Source organism: Streptomyces sp. NPDC041796 (assembly GCF_055590785.1).
The window spans coordinates 11,169-27,065 of sequence record NZ_JBVJAH010000036.1 but is presented as its reverse complement, the minus strand read 5'-3'; the positions used below and the strand labels follow the sequence as shown (position 1 = coordinate 27,065).

Below are 15,897 nucleotides of genomic sequence, written 5' to 3'. Positions count from 1 at the left end.
CTGGCCCACCCGGGCCGCCGCCCACACCGCGATATTCGAGTGGATCGAGAGCTGGTACAACTTGCACCGGCTCCACAGCAGCCTCGGCTACCGCAATCCCGCCGAATACGAGACTGCCCTGGCGGCCTGACCACCACACCGAAGGTGTCCGCCAAAGCGGAACAAGCTCACAAGGACGTAACTCAGAGCGCTGTCGAACCAGGGGCCCGTCTTCCATACAAGCCCGTTATCCGCTCCTTCCTTCCAGAAAGGAACAAGGCCGGCCTGGCTCCAGCGCAGGCCGGTGGACTAGCACATCGGGGATCCAACGGGTGCAAAGGCCTCCCCGCATAGAAGCCTCTGAGCCCCCTGAGGCAGTAGCAGCATTTCAGGGCAGTCCTGTCTGACGCCCCTCCTCCGCAAGGCGTTGCCGACAGACCAGCGATGAAGACTCTCACGCCTGTAATGCCCACCACACTCTGCACCGAGGACCTCGGCGGCTCGAAACCCATCACAGTTGCTCTATGCGGCCTTCTTGGACGTTGGCTTCTTCACCTACTCAGCTGCGTCCTGGACAAGCCCCCTTGTACACTGACTCACGGTAATCAGACCTTAAATCTCGTTTGTTGCAACGGGAGGCACCATGAAAATCACCGTCACTGTTGAGGAACCCACTGACGACTTCCGGGAGCGACTGCTCGAACTCCTTGCGAAGCACGCTCCTCATGTAGAGACCTCTGAAGGCTGGACAGCGGAACTGGCCGGCCGCTACTATTTTTCGCTTCCGCCACGAGCCCAGCGCATCGTGCGTGAAGCGGCACGCCGCGATGGCTACGTGTCAGCAGACACCCTCAGAGACGAAGGCAACGGAAACCTCCGGGGGCACAGCGCCGCTCTCAAGCGGGCCCTTGACCGTGGCGCTCGTGAAGGATGGTGGCCTTCAGACATGGAGGCCCCCATCAACGCTCAGGGTCGTGCCTTCGGCAAGGTGATCGGCTACGCGATGCCTCCCCATCTTGTGAGGATCTTCTGCGGTGCCGTCGAGGCAGCCAATCATTGAGATCCCCGGACAACTCGGGAACGGAGCTTTCCGTCTCAGTGCCGTCGTTCAATGACCGTCCTGGCACGTACCACTCCACCAGCTTTGCTGGCACCAGAAGCACGTACTGGTCAAGCCTTCTGTGGAAATGGGCCGCGACCGCCAGGTCCTGCTGTCGACTCGTGAAAGCCGACCCCTGAGCGACTCCTGAAAATTGACCCCTCCTGATCCTTGGAGGGTGCTGACGCGCGGGTCGGTCGCCGACGGGTTCGAGCCGCAGATCCGAGTCTTGCTGGGCGAGTGGCCCCGGATGCCAGCGCCGGTGATCGCTAAGCGCGGATCGGCTGGCCCTACTCGGTGACACCGCTTAAGAAGCGGCTGGGCCGGGTCCGGCCGGAGTAGGTGGGCATCGATCCGGTCGGCCGGGTGACTTACGAGCCCGGCGAGGTCGCCCAGTGCGATCTATTGCCGACTCCTGGCCGTGGCCTGCGGACTGGGGTCGGGATACCGTCGGCCCTCGTGCCAGAGAGAGCCCCCGACGTGAGACGGCTCTTGGTGACTGGCTCAGTACTTTCTTGTTTCACGACGCGTTGCGCACCTTCACCGGCGACTACGAGGCCGGGTAGCCCCACACGGCCTACCGGAGACCGGCAACTGTCGTCGCTTTCACCCTGGGCCCGGGCACTCCGCCTGCTCTCCGTCGGTGCGCGGGGAAGCGACGCGATGCGACGCATCGCCGACGCGGGTGAGGCACACCACCTGCCAACATTGGGCTGCTCTGTGAAAATCAAGCGGCCGTGGATCTGGCCCGCCCGCACGAGGACCAAACCATGCACGACGCCGCCGGAATACGAGCCGCACGCCTTCGGGAAGATCGTCCGACTCGAGCCGACCTCACAACTTTGTTCCGCGTCCAGCGTCAAGGCACCACCACGTCCGGCCCTGCTGGGCGTGCGGGGCCGCCCAGGATCGGGACATCATCGCGGCGGTCCATGTGACCGCAGCTCTCAATCACTCTCCTCCCCCTCACAGCTGCTGCGGAGCACAGGTCTGGCAATCCTGGAGGCGAAGATCCCGCCTGCTCGGCTCCAAGACCACTCCCCCACGCCGTCTCGGTGTACGGATTCTCTTGGACGAGCCACTCGATGGCTGCCTGCGTCGTGCCAGACATGCGAGCCTTCACCGAGAACGCAGCCTTCTTGGCCTTTCCCGCCCGAACACCGTAGTGGCGCGCCGACCTGCTAGCGTCAACGCGGACCTCCCTGCCATCACGGCGTGATAGGCGCACGATCATCGAGCCGATCAACGCCGCTGCTGGAATCCCGCGCCACGGGCAGCAGAGCGCATGCAGTCGTCAAGCCCCGCTTGCGAGCACTGGCTGGCACCCTCAGCGTCTGACATCAGCTCGGGCCACAAACCGAAGGCGTTAACTGCTCAGCAGACCAATGCCGTGTCCCTCCATTTCGGGCACTCAGCCACAGACTTCCCAGCCATGAGGTGCGTGTGCCGCCGCCTGGGGGATCGACTGCTGGTGTGGCAGCTGGTATACCACACGAAAGAGGCACGAAGGCAGCTGGCTCCCACTGCATACGCCCCGATCCTGACACCGCTCCCGGGCGTCGAGGTCAAGACCCAAACTCGTGGCTAATGGATCGAGCACCCTCCAGGTGCTTTCGCTGGGTCCGTTCGAGCCCGTGGACCGTGACATCTGCTGTCACTTCGGCTGATGAAAGCCTCCGGATAGTCCGGTGCACTGCCCCAGCGCTTGCGGCGCTGGCGGTCACATGGCGTCGAGCGGCTCAGGACCCGGCAGCAGGACATGCCTCTTGGTGATGCGAGCCCTCCGCACGGTGCCCTCTCTTGATAACCCGAGCCGGTTCCAGCTCCCGAGCGCCCGAGGCCCGTGACATGAGCTCGTGACACGAACACGGCTGACGAGGTGTCGGACCATTCCCGGGCGGCTGGACTGGTATCAGGCTGCGTGCCCCTCCCATGTGCGCGCGTGACCAGCCCAAGGACAGGCGCCCATGGGAGGGAACAACATGATCTTACTGCGGAATCGACTGAGCCGGACGCCGCCATGACATCGCTCCGGCCGACGACATCGGTGAGCTGCCTGCCAAGCACCGGATCACCGACGACGCTGCTGCCTACCAGCTGCTTCTAGACCTGCTCGCCGAGTACGGTGACACGCAACTCGCCCCGATCCCGTTGGTTCCTCCCCCGCGAGCCTGCGGTTACCGTGTTGCGGCCCGGCAAGCGTCATGTCTGCACCAACAACCCTATGTCTTTCCCAAGGCTGCTATATCGAGTCATGCTTATCGCGGTCCTGTAACGGGGGCCGCTGGCCTCCAAGCCTGGTATGACTGAGTCTCCTTCTTTTCGAACGGATGACCTGTCCGGGGTGGGGTCGCCGGGCCTGAGGGGTGCCGTCGGAGACGCTGATGAGAGACCCGGCGGCCACCGCCCGGTCCGGCGCAATGCGGGCAGTTCGCGGGCGGCAGGTCTGCATAACGTGGATGCACGAGCACGGTGTCACCGCCGAGGACAGCACGGTCAGCCACCTGGAAAGGGTGCAATGTTAGACACCAAAGGCGTGGGCGTCTTCCTCGGGATGGACGTCGGCAAGACCGCTCACCACGGCTACGGGCTCACGCCGGCCGGAAGAAGGTCTTCGACAAGCCGATGCCCAACAGCGAACCGAAACTGCGGGGCCGTCTTCGGCAGGCTCAAGGCCAAGTTCGGCACGGTCCTGGTGACCGTGGACCAGCCCGTGTCCATCAGTGCTCTGCCCCTGACCGTGGCCCGCGACGCGGGCTGCGAGGTCGCTTACCGCCCGGACTTGCGATGCGACGAATTGCCGACCTCTACCCAGGCACGGCGAAGGCCGATGCGAAAGACGCCGCGGTCATCGCGGACGCTGCCCGCACCATGCCTTATACCCTGCGTTCGCTGGAGCTGACCGACGAGATCACCGCCGAGCTCACCGTCCTGACCGGCTTCGGCCAGGACCTCGCCGCAGAAGCCACCCGCACCTCCAACCGGGTACGCGGCCTGCTCACTCAGTTCCGCCCCGGCATCGCTCGCGTGCTCGCCCCGCGGCTGGACCACCCCCGGCTGTCACCTGGTGCCTCGACTCCACGGATCCCCGGCCGCACTGCGCAAGGCCGACCGCCGCAGACTCGTCGACTCATTCCTCCCAAGGCCGCCCGCGCATGGCCGGCCGACTGATCGGCGAGATTTTCGACACCCTCGACGAACAGACCGTCGTCGTGCCGGAACCGGCACCCTCGGCTTGCCCGCCAACGCATTAGCGCCCTGTTCGCCATGCTCCGGGACGGCACCTTCTACGAGTCCAGAACCCCCACCGTCACCCTCGCCGCATGACCACATCACACACCCGCATACCCCTGCACTACGTCCTGGACGAAAGACATAGAGACACCCCGGCTACCGTGACCGCCGCCCGGTCTCCCGCAAGGGGTCAGACCCCGGGAGATGCCCTGGTCCTGGCGAACATCCAGCGCACCGACATGCACGCCCACCGGCCGCTGCCGCAGGACAGTGACCTGGTCCATGCCATCGCTGTCCTGGTCAGAGCTCAGCTGGACGCCAACTGGAGCTGCCAGCAAACCTCCCAGATGCTCCGGTTCCTGCTGCACGAGTACTACCTGTCCGCCCTGGGCACCTTCGCGGCCTGGCAGAATGGCCTCTGCCGTCCCTAGCGCTAGGCACGTGAAGTTCATAGGCTCGCCCCCACGTCCTCCAGGCCGGCGAGGCTTAGCCGCCTCAGATCAGGCCCACTCAAGAACGCTGGCCGCAAGCACGGTATCGAGGCGGACCGGGTCCACGAGGTATCCCGCTCCGAGCCCACCAGCGGCCTGTCGTTGAGGACGCGCTCTGCAGGCAGATGCTCGCCCTCCTGTGCAGCCGGGAAGCTGCCTGCGAAGGCGGCCGCAGAGGTCTCCCCTCAGCACCCGGACGCTGAAGTCATCCTCAGCCTCTTCGGTCTCAGCGTCCAGCTCTGTGCCCGGGGGACTGCCGAGATCGGCGACGACCGAAGCCGGTTCACTGACGTCCGTGGTCTGAAGGCACGCTGGATCGCCGCCGATCACAGGGCTTCCGGCAGGAAGCCGAGCCTCATCCGGCGGTAGCACGACCGTCTCAGCCACGCCAACTGTCTGTGGAGCTTCCTCAGCTTTTAACGGATCACGGGGAGAGACCCACTACCGGCGCCGCCACGACTCCACGGAGACTGCCCTGCCGTCTGCACAACCTCTCCAACCGGATGCCTGGCCAGCTCCACCGATGCCTGCAGGGCAACGTGCAGTTCGATGAACAGGCGGCCTTCCCCGTTCCGGTCGCCGCCGCAGCTTGACTCTGTAGCTCCGGGAGGTGTCTTGGAAACCGAGCTGATCGAGTGGTCAGCGAGTTCGCATTCGACTACGACGAGCGGCTTGAGGGTCGTCAGAGGCTTCGGCCGGAGAACTGATCAAGGTGTCTGAGCTTCGCCTCATGCCTTGTAGTCGGATAGTCAGCCGGGAAGAGCTCGTGCGACCCGCGACCTCCTCCAACAAGTGGTCAAGAGCATAGCTGTGAGGTTCACTCGGCCAGTGTTGATCAGCCCCATGCGGACGTCGTTGACGGGTGGGCTTCCCTCCAGCCGTAGTACGTGCTGGCTGCCGGTGCCCGAGCGGGCCAATTATCACGGCGTGATAGGCAGAACGGGTGAAGCAGTCAGCTATCTAACGCCGTGAGAGTTGAAAGAGGCTCCAGCGTTAGTACAGTGACTGTCATGACTTCCCCAAACATCACGGACGATCGGGAGAAGGTCGTTTCGAAGCTCCCTGGTTGGCTCCGGCAAGCACTGAAGATCCGTGCGGCTCAGCTCGCCGTGGACATCCAGGACGCGGTGGACAGCGGCATCACGGCCTGGCGAGCTCTCGGCTCCAACCTGTCCCCCATCGACACCTCGGGTGCCGAGTCCTTCGCAACGGTCCTTCCGCCGGACCAGTGGGCGGGCTTCCGCTCTGACTGCAAAGACCGGGGAGTATCCCTGATTCAGGGTCTGGCGCAGTCAGTACAACTGTGGCTCGACAACAACCCAGCCCCGCACGTCAAGCGGCCAACCATCACTCGCCGTGTCATCGTCTGCAACCAGAAAGGCGGGGTTGGCAAGACGGCGATCACGGCAGGCACGGGAGAGGCACTAGCCGAGGACCCGGCTTCCCTGATGCCCGTCCGGGTGTCCAAGCACTTCGCAGCCCTGCTTGAGGAGGACAGCGACGGGACACACGCCGATCCCCTGACCTTTGAAGACCTTCCCGGGCTCGGACAACGGGTGCTACTCGTCGATTTCGATCCACAAGGCCACCTCACCAAGCAGCTAGGTCACGCCCCCCTGCCTATGGGAGGTGACTCCCTGACCAACCACATGGCCGGCGAAGCTAAAGGACACCTGCGGGATGTCATCGTCAGTATCGACCGCTTCGACAACCGTCTGCACCTACTCCCCGCGTGCACTGACGCCTTCCTGCTCGACGTGCGCCTTGCTTCCGTCCGGGCTCGCGAAGCCGCCCTTGAGCGCGCTCTCGCGCCGGTGGAAGGCGACTACGACGTTGTGCTCGTCGACTGCCCGCCCAGCCTTGGGCTGAGCATGGACGCGGCTGCCTACTACGGACGCCGCCGACCTGACGAAACTCCAGGAAACTCAGGCGTTCTCATCGTCGTCCAAGCCGAAGACAGCAGTGCCGACGCATATGATCTCCTGACTTCACAGATCGAAGACATGCGTAATGACCTAGGGCTTGACCTGGACTACCTCGGGATCGTGGTCAACCACTACGACGCACGCCGCGGCTACATCGCTACCTCTTCGCTCCAGTCCTGGATGGACATAAAGGACCCCCGGGTGGTGGGCGTAATCGGTGACCTCAAGGAACAGAAGGAGGCCGTACGAGTGAAGCGTCCGCTGCTTGCCTACTCCCCCCGGTGTGAGCAATCCGTCGCCCTCCGCGCCCTGGCTCGGGAGATCAGCAAGTGACTAAAGCGAAAGACCTCGGGATGGGCGCGTCTTTTGGGCAGGCCCGCCCTGTCAGTGCCCGTCGGGCCGCGATCGGCGCAGTAACAGCTGCTCCCACGGTTGGTGTCCCTGACCCAACTGAGCTGCCCGTTGGTGTCATCAGCCAGAATCCAGATAACCCCCGCGACGAGCTGCGCGATGTTGATGGTTTGGCTGAGAGTATCCGAGAGATCGGGCTCGTCAACGCGATCACCGTCGCATCCCTGGAAGCCTACCTACGGGAACGACCGGAACGAGCTTCTGAGATCGACGAAGGCGCCAAGTTCATCGTTGTTGACGGCCACCGCCGACTCGAAGCCGCACGCCTTGCTGGCATGCAGACCATCCGAGTAAGCGTTGACAACGCCTTCGTCTCCACTGACGAGTCACTGCTCGAAGCGGCATTCGTCGCCAACGTTCATCGTGACGACATGAACCCCCTCGAGGAAGCCAGCGCGCTCCGTAAGCTGGTCGATTTCTACGGCTCGCAGACCAAGGCAGCCAAGAGGCTAGGCATCCCCCAGTCCACGATCTCGTCGAAACTGTCCATCCTTGAGCTAGACCCCCAGTTGCAGGCGGACCTTATCAGCGGGCGCCGCAAGGTTGAGCATGTGCGGAACCTGTCCAGGCTCTCCGCTGCCGAGCAGAGGCAGGAGGCCGACGCCCGAGCTGCTGCCGCCAGTAGTCGAAAGCGCTCAGCCGCAAATGACCTATCACGCCGTGATAATGCGCCACAGGAGAAGCAGCTGTCACGCAGTGCTGATGAACAAGGGGCTCCAGAGCAGCTATCACGCCGTGATAATGATCCCGGCGTCTCGGAGCTACCATCGCGTGACACCCCGGACGGGGGAGTGGAACAGCGAAGCGACGAGCTGCCAGCGCCGCGCTCGGCTGCTCCTCCGCCAATCGCCAGCAACGCGGACAAGCCGCCTGTGAGACCTGTCGTCAAGATGCCCTGGCACGACGGAGAGCAAGTCGCAGACCTCGTCCTGCAGAAGATGAAGCCCGAGGAGCAAGACAAGCTCCTCCGCCGGCTCATGATTGCTCGGAACGCAGCAGCACACACACAGGCAGCCACTCCCTGACAGCTCCACACCCGATGCCAGCCGGACCCTGTGCCAGGGGCCTGGCAGTACCCGGTGTCCGAGTGCCAGTGGCGCTAGCGGGTCTGGCCTATCACGCCGTGATAGGCCAGACCCGCTCTACCTACCTACCGCAGGTTCGGCAAGGTTGAGCGTGTGCGGAACCTGTCCAGGCTCTCCGCTGCCGAGCAGAGGCAGGAGGCCGACGCCCGAGCTGCTGCCGCCAGTAGTCGAAAGCGCTCAGCCGCAAATGACCTATCACGCCGTGATAATGCGCCACAGGAGAAGCAGCTGTCACGCAGTGCTGATGAACAAGGGGCTCCAGAGCAGCTATCACGCCGTGATAATGATCCCGGCGTCTCGGAGCTACCATCGCGTGACACCCCGGACGGGGGAGTGGAACAGCGAAGCGACGAGCTGCCAGCGCCGCGCTCGGCTGCTCCTCCGCCAATCGCCAGCAACGCGGACAAGCCGCCTGTGAGACCTGTCGTCAAGATGCCCTGGCACGACGGAGAGCAAGTCGCAGACCTCGTCCTGCAGAAGATGGGACTTGTGACATTGAGGAAGCTGCCCCACGGTGCAGAGGGGGATCGTCCTAGACCGCGCCTGGCGTATCACGCCGTGATAGATGCCTCACGACCCAAGCCATCTGGATGCCTGTATAGCCCTGCTTGCTGTTCGGCTGCGGCTGCCAGGGGAGTGTCCGTTGCATGTGGTGCGCCTCACAGAGGCACTGGTGGTCAGGGGGCCCTGTTCCGCCGACGAGATCCTCAGAGAGATGGAGGCGTGAAGCCGCGGACATTCGTGGCGAGCGGAGCCCTGCCTGAAACGAGAGATGCCGTGCGACTTTCGGCGACAAGCCTCGTCAGCGAGCGCTGCAGCTCGATGGTCACCGACCGATGGGGAGCGACGCCCCTTTAAAGCAATCCAGACCAGGTGGGCCGCCCCCGTCAGAGACCCAAGCGACTGAAGCGACCGAAGCATGCAGATTGCCTTATCAGGCAGGCGCGCCAAGGCATTGGTTGCTGCGTGGCGATGAAGTCCGGCGAGGTAGCTTTCGAGCCTTGCAGCCCCTATGGAGGCCAAGCTGCCAGAAGGTGGGTGGGGGACTGCACTGGCGAGAGTGATGAGCCGGGGATCTCATGCGAACGCAGCGTTTGAGACAGCTGAGTGCTTCGCGTCAGGTCTTTCCTTCGGAGACGCGCCTTTCGATGTAGCTGCGGGTGCGGTATCCCAGCGAACAGGCCAGCACGACGGGTCATGTCCCCTGTGGTGGTGTAGCTGATCATTGGGCGGTGCCGGCAGGCAGTTGGTGTTGTCCGGATAGAGGCTGTCCATGCTTTCGCATGGAGAGGTAGCGGCGGGGGAACGCGATGCGCTCGTCGTGGAGCTCGGTGAGGGCGGCGGTGGCCAGGCGGTTCACCGCGTCGGTGTTCGGGGAGACATGGACGACGTCGGGGCGTCGTTTGATCTCCCGGTTCAGGCGCTCGAGCGGGTTAGTCGACTGGATCTTCTTCCAGTGCTGATGTGTGAAGTCCGCGAATGCGGTCAGGTCTTCCTTGGCATCGAGGAGCATGTCTGTGACCTTGGGGAACTGTCGGCCGAGCATGTCGGCGGCGGTGTCGAGCTGGGTGCGGACCGCGTCTGCGGTGGGCTGGGCGAAGACGGTGCGGATCGTGGCGGCGACCATCTCCGCGGAGACTTTTGGGATCACGGAGAAGACATTGCGCACGAAGTGAACACCACAGCGCTGCCAGGCTGCCCCGATCATGACTTTGGGGATGGCCCTGACCAGGCCGCTGTGGCTGTCGGAGATGACGAGGCGGACGCCGCTCAGACCGCGCGCCCGCAGCGAGCGCAGGAACTGGGTCCAGAAGGCCTCGGTCTCGCTGTCCCCGCCCATGACACCGACGACTTCGCGGCCGCCGTCCTCGGTGACACTGGTCGCGATGACGACGGCCTGGGACACGATCTGGTGCTTGAGGCGGGCCTTGACGTAGGTGGCGTCGAGGAAGAGACAGGGGGGAACCAGATGTGATCGAGGGGCCGGGTCCGGAAGGTGTCGAGTTGTTCGTCGGGGCCGGCGCAGATCCTCGACACCTCACTCTTCGATATGCCGGTGTCCGAGCCGAGGGCTTTGACCAGGTCGTCAACGGAGCGGGTGGAGACTTTGTGGACGTAAGCCTCCATGATCACGGCGTAGAGGGCCTGGTCGATGCGGCGTCGGCGTTCCAGCATGCTGGGGAAGAAGCTCCCGGCCCGTAGCTTCGGGATCGCGAGTTCCGGGTCTCCGCCCTGCGTGGTGACCGTCTTCTCACGGTTCCCGTTGCGATGAGTGGTGCGGGTGCCGGCGCAGACTCAAGCAAGCGAAGTAGGTCATGCTGGGACAAGGCCACCGGGCACCTCCTTGGACTGAACTGGCCGTTCACCAAAGACAGTTGCACGGTGGCCTGCCCCGTTCTCAGAGAGCATTCACCAGCATCCGATGCACGCGGGAGCACGACGACGGCGCACTTCCCAGCCAAGATCAGCTACACCACACCGCGGGACACCATCAAGCGCATGGAGACGCTCGCCGCGTCAACTTGGTGGCACCGTCTTACGACCTGCCCAGTCGAACACCCAACGGCCGGGAAACCGCCACGTTCAAGCCCGTCAGCTGCACGTTCATCGAGTACGCCGACCCATGCCTTGACCTATGAAACAAAACCGGGCCTGCCCTCGACCTGCTAGCCGTTGCCGTCAAGAAGCCCCCGGCTCCGCCCGCTGGCAGAGTCACAGGAACAGCTGGCCCGCAGGGGCAACCAAATATGTGAACCCGGATTGCTCGGAGGCAGCAGCCCACATGTGGGGTCCGAAGTGAAGCAGGGGAAAGTCGCGGAATCGGACCGCTGACCTGCATGTTTGCGACCCGGAGGGATCTGATACAAGTGCCTCTTGCGCGGCTTGAGGAGCTGACTACCTGGAGCCCGCCAAGAGTGAAACCATGGGGTTCCCAATTTGGGAACCTACTGAAGGTGAGACCGTGAGCACGCGAAAGAAGAACCAACCAACACGTGCAAAGCGCCCAGCCGTGCGGCTTGGCGCTGTTGACACCTGGGCCATTGCCGAACGCCTCCGCCAGCTGCACGAACTAGGGGACGATCCAGAACTCGAGAGGTTTCCCTCCCCAGAAGAGCTTTACCTGGTCCTGCAGCACACCTCACGCATGGCTACTCAGCTGAAACAGCCCGTGGACGCCAAGGGAAACGTGGCAGGGGAGGCAGCTCTGCTCCGTGTCAAGCTGTGGCAGTACCTGCGCGAGCAGGCTGACGCGGGGCAGCTCAAAGCCATTGAGCACGGACGAGCCGCTGGGGTTGCCTGGCATCACTTCAACGAAGCGCTCGGTGTGAAATCAAAGCAGGGTGCCTATCAGAAGGCCCAAAGACTGAAAGCCGAGCAAGTTCGGCAGCCTTACGAGCGGCGCTCACCAGAAGTCGCGCGCCAGTACGAGCAACGGAAGCTGGCAGAGGAGCGGGCCGAAAGAACGCGTGTTAGGTCGCAAGAGCAGCGCTTTCCTCTAGCTCTCAAGATCGGCCGCATGCTGGTCAAGCATCAGCGTGACTTCCGAGTAGAGGACATGGCGGAATACTGGCTCAGTGAGATCATCGACACCATTGACCATCGAGAAACGGCCCTTGAACGGGCAAACTTCACCACCTTCATCGAGCAGTTTGTCCGTGAGATCCACCAGCTCGCAAAGGAACGCGGCCACCAGCCCGTCTGCAGTGAAGAGGCACGCCACGCACTAGCGCTTGCTACCGAATTTACTTACCGGGCCCGCCCGCAGATCACGTAGTCGCACGACGCGGACCACCAGTTCCCATCGGTTCGGCCCCAACCTCGGCTACTTGCACGTCAGCTGATTGACTTCCCTTCACCCGCCTAGCGGTGGGGGATTCCTGCCACGGTCGGCTGACCGGCTCGGTGGGTTCTGCCTTCTTCGCGCTGTGCCAGGGCCGGAGGTTCCGTCTTACCTGCGCTCGACAGGCTGATACCGCCCGACCGGCGGCCTTGGCGACGTTGACCGCCGCGGTGATGTCCGGGTCGAGGACGGCCCCGCAGGCTTCATACTCCCACACGCGGACGTGGAGGCGCTTGGGACCGTCCTTGGCGTCGTAGGCCGAGAGACCTGAGAGGTTGGCTCGAAGCGCACAGGGACATCACCTACATCGCCACCGACGAGGGCTGGCTCTACCTGGCCACCGTCATCGACATCGCCTCCCGCCGTGTCGCCGGCTGGGCCACCGCCGGCCACCAGCGAACCAAAGTCGTCGCCGACGCCATCCGAAGCCTTCAGCGAGCAGCTACTGTTGATCCAACAGGGCAGTGGTGTTGCAACGACCGGTTGAGCCTGGGCAGTACACCAGCAGTGAACTCGCCGCCCTGGCAGCAAGGTTCAGTATCAGACTGTCGGCCGGACGCACCGGCCAGTGCTGGGACAACGCCCTCGCAGGATCATTCTTCTCCACCCTGAAGAACGAGCTCGGTGACCCACACCCCTGGCCCAGCCGGGCCGCTGCCCACACAGCGATATTCGAGTGGATCGACAGCTGGTACACCTTGCGCAGGCTCCACAGCAGCCTCGGCTACCGCCGCCCCGCCGAATACGACCTCCCCCGCGGCGTGACCACCACACCAAAGGTGTCCGTTAAAGCGAAACAAGCTCAGTTTTGGATCGGCGCGTGGGGGAGGGGTACCGGCTCGTGGGCGGGGTTGCCACGGGACTGAAGCCATTGGCAGTGAGCTGGATGAGTCAGTCTGCCAGCAGCGCGGCATGGTGGGGCTCAGAGCATGGCGGGAAATGACTGACCTCTCATCAGTGACCGTGTGAACTCCACCGAGCGCAGGGTGCACAGGACAGCATGGAGGCGGTTGGCAGTGCGGGCCCGCTCATTGACCAGTTCCTCATGCCGCGCCATAACAACCGAAGTATGAGGGACTGGTCCTCCGAAGTGACCTGAGCGGGTTCGTGTGGAAAAGTGCGACTTGGTCTACGTGCAAGGCATCGGTGGCCAGTGACCGCGCCGTAGCCAACCGTGTTGCTGGTACGTTGACGATGTCCCGGCCTGCTCATCCCACACCGCCTAGTGACACCGGCCTTGCAGAAGCGGCTCGAGGACGGCGACGAGTCTGTCGTCTGCCGCGGCGGGTCGGAAGGATGAAGCCGGAGGAGCAGGAGCGGATTCTGGCAGCGGCTTAAGGAGGAGGCGCGGAAGAAGGCGGCGACCAAGGCCGCACGGAAGCGCACACCAGGTCCGTCCGCATCCGCAGACGATGGCGCCCACGGCTCGTCACACGATGAGGAGATGAAGACGCGGCCGCTTCATTACGGCGTAATGAAGCATCCTCCGCATGTAGCGGGAGCCGGGGCCGAGCCCTCCACGCCTGCTGCCCCGAGCGACGGAAGAGCGCTGGCCGCCCAACGTGCGTAGGTGCAGTCGGTTGGGTGCGCTGGGCACGGGGCTGGAGAACCCGGTCACGGCTGGCCCGGTGCCGAAGCCGCCGATCAAGTGCCGTGGGAGGACGGACTGCATGTGGCGGAGATCACCATCGAGAAGATAGCCCGCGACCAGATGACGGTTCTGTACGAGCGGTCGGGCGAGGAGCTCAACAAGTAGCCGCCCTGCCCCCTGAGTTTCCCCCAGCCCTCGTCCGTCTCTGGTGACGGACAGGGCCGTCGTGTTACGGGGGTGGGAGTGCGAGCCGAAGAGTCCCGGTAAGGACTCGACGACGGCCAGACGACAACGCCACACTCCTCGATGACGATCTTTCTTGGTGGTGGCGCCGGAACGGCTGCCGAGGGCTTCAATCGTCCTGACGACGTCCTCACCCTCGACGACCTCGCCCAAGACGACGTACTGCCGTCCAGCCACGGGGCCTTGATGGTCGTGCGAGCCGTTGGTACCCGGACCCGAGTTGGCCATGCTCAGCAGGAACGGACGGTCGTGCTTGAGCCGGACGCTCTCGTCGCCGAGCTTCCTGCTGTAGATGCTCTGCCGCCAGTGCCGTTGCCGTTGGTGAAGTCACCACCCTGCAGCACGATCTCCTGGATGACCCGCTGGAAGGGCGAGCCCTTGTAGCCGAAGCCGTTCTGGCCGGTCGCAAGCTCACGGAAGTTGGGGGCGGTCTTCGGCACGACGTCGTCGAACAAACGGAAGACGATGCAGCCGAGCCCATGGCCTCTCCACGACCGGCGGTTCGGCCGAAGCAGGATCCGCAGCCCCCTCCACGCGCCAGCGGAAGCGGATACGCAGGGTGAGTACGATGACACGCGAGTCTCCTGGTGGTCGTCGCCGGGGCAGGCATGGTGACGCCGCCATGTTCCATGCCGCCGCAGAGTCCCGGCGCCGCTACGGCGTGTCGTGGGCCTTCAACCATGCGGTCAAGTCATCGGCATACGCCTCCAGAAACTCCTTGGCGAACTCGCGGGCGTCGGCTGGCCGGCGCCCCATCTGCTCGTACAGCTCGGCGAGGCGGTCGACGGCCGCCTGCGGGTTGCCGTGGCGCCGGGGCGCCTCCGTGCAGGCGAACGCCTCGCGGAAGGCGGGCAGCGCGCGGGCGTCCAGGTGATAGGCGTAGGTCTTAGACCAGCCTTCCTTCCCCGCGGTGGTGGAGGTCAGCGGATTGCCGACATCGGCCGGCCAGATGCCCTGCCGCACCAGGGAGCTGACGATGCGGCTGATGGAAGTGGTGGCGCCGTTGAGCCGGCCCTCGCCGCGCTGGGCGCGGAAGTCGGCACCGAGCGCGCGGCCGTCGCCGTCGGTGGCGAGCTTCAACAGCTGAGCGGCGTCGGGGGTGACGAGCTCGATAAGGCGGGCTGCGGCCTCGGCGGTGAGATACGGCTTGGTGGATTCGACGATGACGCTTCCGGTCGGCTGGGCGGCGGCGAGCGCCAGCCACTCGGGGGACGGATCGTCAACGTACAGGGTGAGGCGTGTTGTCACAGCGTCCCTCTCACAGAACTGACCCAGAAATGAACTTGAAATGGGCCTGATAACGCTGAGCATACCGACAACTCCCGCCCCTCTTGCGGCAGTTCTGGCGGGCACTTTGGTGAGTGGAGCATTTGGCCAACTCGTCCTTCACGGCTGGGGACGTGCCCGAGCCGGGTGCGCGGCGATTCGGCTTTAGGGGATTTAGCCGCCGGGTGTTCGCACCGATTCTGACGGCGCAGGCCGCTTCGTGAATCGGGTGACCACCATACACATCACGCACAACCAAGCTGCGCTGGGAACTCACGGTGGACGACACCGAGCGCCAAGCCCTGGCCACCGCCGCGGCTCGCTGCCCGGGAGCCACGGTGTCGTACGAGCCCGTACCGTAGCTTCCGCTTGCGGGGCCCGCCGATCGCGCCCGTGAAGTTTCCCCGGCCAGTCATGCGGCGTGCACCCGATCCACCAGGTGCTGGAGCCGGCCCTTCAGGAGCGCCATCGCCTCGCCGTCGCTTACCCCGTCCCGTGCGCCGATGACGTCGGCGAGCTCCTGTTCCACGTCGTCCCACGTTGTGGGACGCGCCCTTCCTGGGGTTGGCGCCGAGCGCACCCTGGACCGCCTCCGCGACCTCCCCAGTTCCTCACTGATCTTGATCACGCGCAGCAGCCGGCATCAGCCACGGTGGACGGGGGGGGGGGGGGGGGGGTCGGTCTCCCCCCCCCTCCCCAACCCTTCCCCCTTCTTTCACGTCTCGCCCTCCC

General features: G+C 64.4%; 7 protein-coding genes and 5 pseudogenes. 9 read left to right on the top strand and 3 right to left on the bottom strand.

The features are described 5' to 3' along the window. Window positions 1–622 precede the first annotated feature (622 nt). The 6 genes and pseudogenes from ACZ6C1_RS36520 (at window position 623) to ACZ6C1_RS36495 (ending at window position 8,164) form a co-directional block, all read left to right on the top strand. Window positions 623–1,039, top strand: coding sequence for a hypothetical protein (locus tag ACZ6C1_RS36520; protein ID WP_469247335.1), 417 nt, complete (start codon window positions 623–625; stop codon window positions 1,037–1,039). Between the two features lie 223 nt (window positions 1,040–1,262). Further along, window positions 1,263–1,495, top strand: a pseudogene (locus ACZ6C1_RS36515) (IS21 family transposase); the annotation flags it as partial. 1,885 nt (window positions 1,496–3,380) lie between these two features. After that, window positions 3,381–4,249 (top strand): annotated as a pseudogene (locus ACZ6C1_RS36510) (IS110 family transposase). 152 nt (window positions 4,250–4,401) lie between these two features. After that, window positions 4,402–4,743 (top strand): IS110 family transposase, encoded by a 342-nt coding sequence (locus ACZ6C1_RS36505; protein ID WP_469247334.1) that lies wholly within the window; start codon window positions 4,402–4,404, stop codon window positions 4,741–4,743. 1,070 nt (window positions 4,744–5,813) lie between these two features. After that, window positions 5,814–7,061: a ParA family protein gene (locus ACZ6C1_RS36500; RefSeq protein ID WP_469247331.1), complete on the top strand. Its 1,248-nt coding sequence runs from the start codon at window positions 5,814–5,816 to the stop codon at window positions 7,059–7,061. Beyond that, window positions 7,058–8,164 (top strand): ParB/RepB/Spo0J family partition protein, encoded by a 1,107-nt coding sequence (locus ACZ6C1_RS36495; protein ID WP_469247330.1) that lies wholly within the window; start codon window positions 7,058–7,060, stop codon window positions 8,162–8,164. The genes ACZ6C1_RS36500 and ACZ6C1_RS36495 overlap by 4 nt, the downstream gene beginning before the upstream one ends. 1,345 nt (window positions 8,165–9,509) lie before the next feature. Here the strand turns inward: ACZ6C1_RS36495 and ACZ6C1_RS36490 are convergent. After that, window positions 9,510–10,504, bottom strand: a pseudogene (locus tag ACZ6C1_RS36490) (IS256 family transposase); the annotation flags it as partial. A 682-nt stretch (window positions 10,505–11,186) separates the two neighbouring features. Here ACZ6C1_RS36490 and ACZ6C1_RS36485 point away from each other — a divergent pair. The 3 genes and pseudogenes from ACZ6C1_RS36485 (at window position 11,187) to ACZ6C1_RS36475 (ending at window position 12,931) form a co-directional block, all read left to right on the top strand. Continuing rightward, on the top strand, window positions 11,187–11,999 hold the full coding sequence (locus ACZ6C1_RS36485) for a hypothetical protein (protein WP_469247329.1): 813 nt from the start codon (window positions 11,187–11,189) through the stop codon (window positions 11,997–11,999). Window positions 12,000–12,359: 360 nt separating this feature from the next. After that, window positions 12,360–12,677, top strand: a pseudogene (locus tag ACZ6C1_RS36480) (DDE-type integrase/transposase/recombinase); the annotation flags it as partial. Further along, the gene (locus ACZ6C1_RS36475; protein WP_469247338.1) at window positions 12,587–12,931 is read left to right on the top strand and encodes an integrase core domain-containing protein; all 345 of its coding nucleotides are present in this window, start codon (window positions 12,587–12,589) and stop codon (window positions 12,929–12,931) included. The pseudogene ACZ6C1_RS36480 and the gene ACZ6C1_RS36475, both read left to right, overlap by 91 nt. A gap of 1,118 nt (window positions 12,932–14,049) precedes the next feature. Here the strand turns inward: ACZ6C1_RS36475 and ACZ6C1_RS36470 are convergent. Together ACZ6C1_RS36470 and ACZ6C1_RS36465 are read right to left on the bottom strand one after the other, a co-directional pair. After that, window positions 14,050–14,339 (bottom strand): annotated as a pseudogene (locus ACZ6C1_RS36470) (peptidylprolyl isomerase); the annotation flags it as partial. A 214-nt stretch (window positions 14,340–14,553) separates the two neighbouring features. Next, window positions 14,554–15,147 (bottom strand): hypothetical protein, encoded by a 594-nt coding sequence (locus tag ACZ6C1_RS36465; RefSeq protein ID WP_469247326.1) that lies wholly within the window; start codon window positions 15,145–15,147, stop codon window positions 14,554–14,556. Window positions 15,148–15,897: the final 750 nt, after the last annotated feature.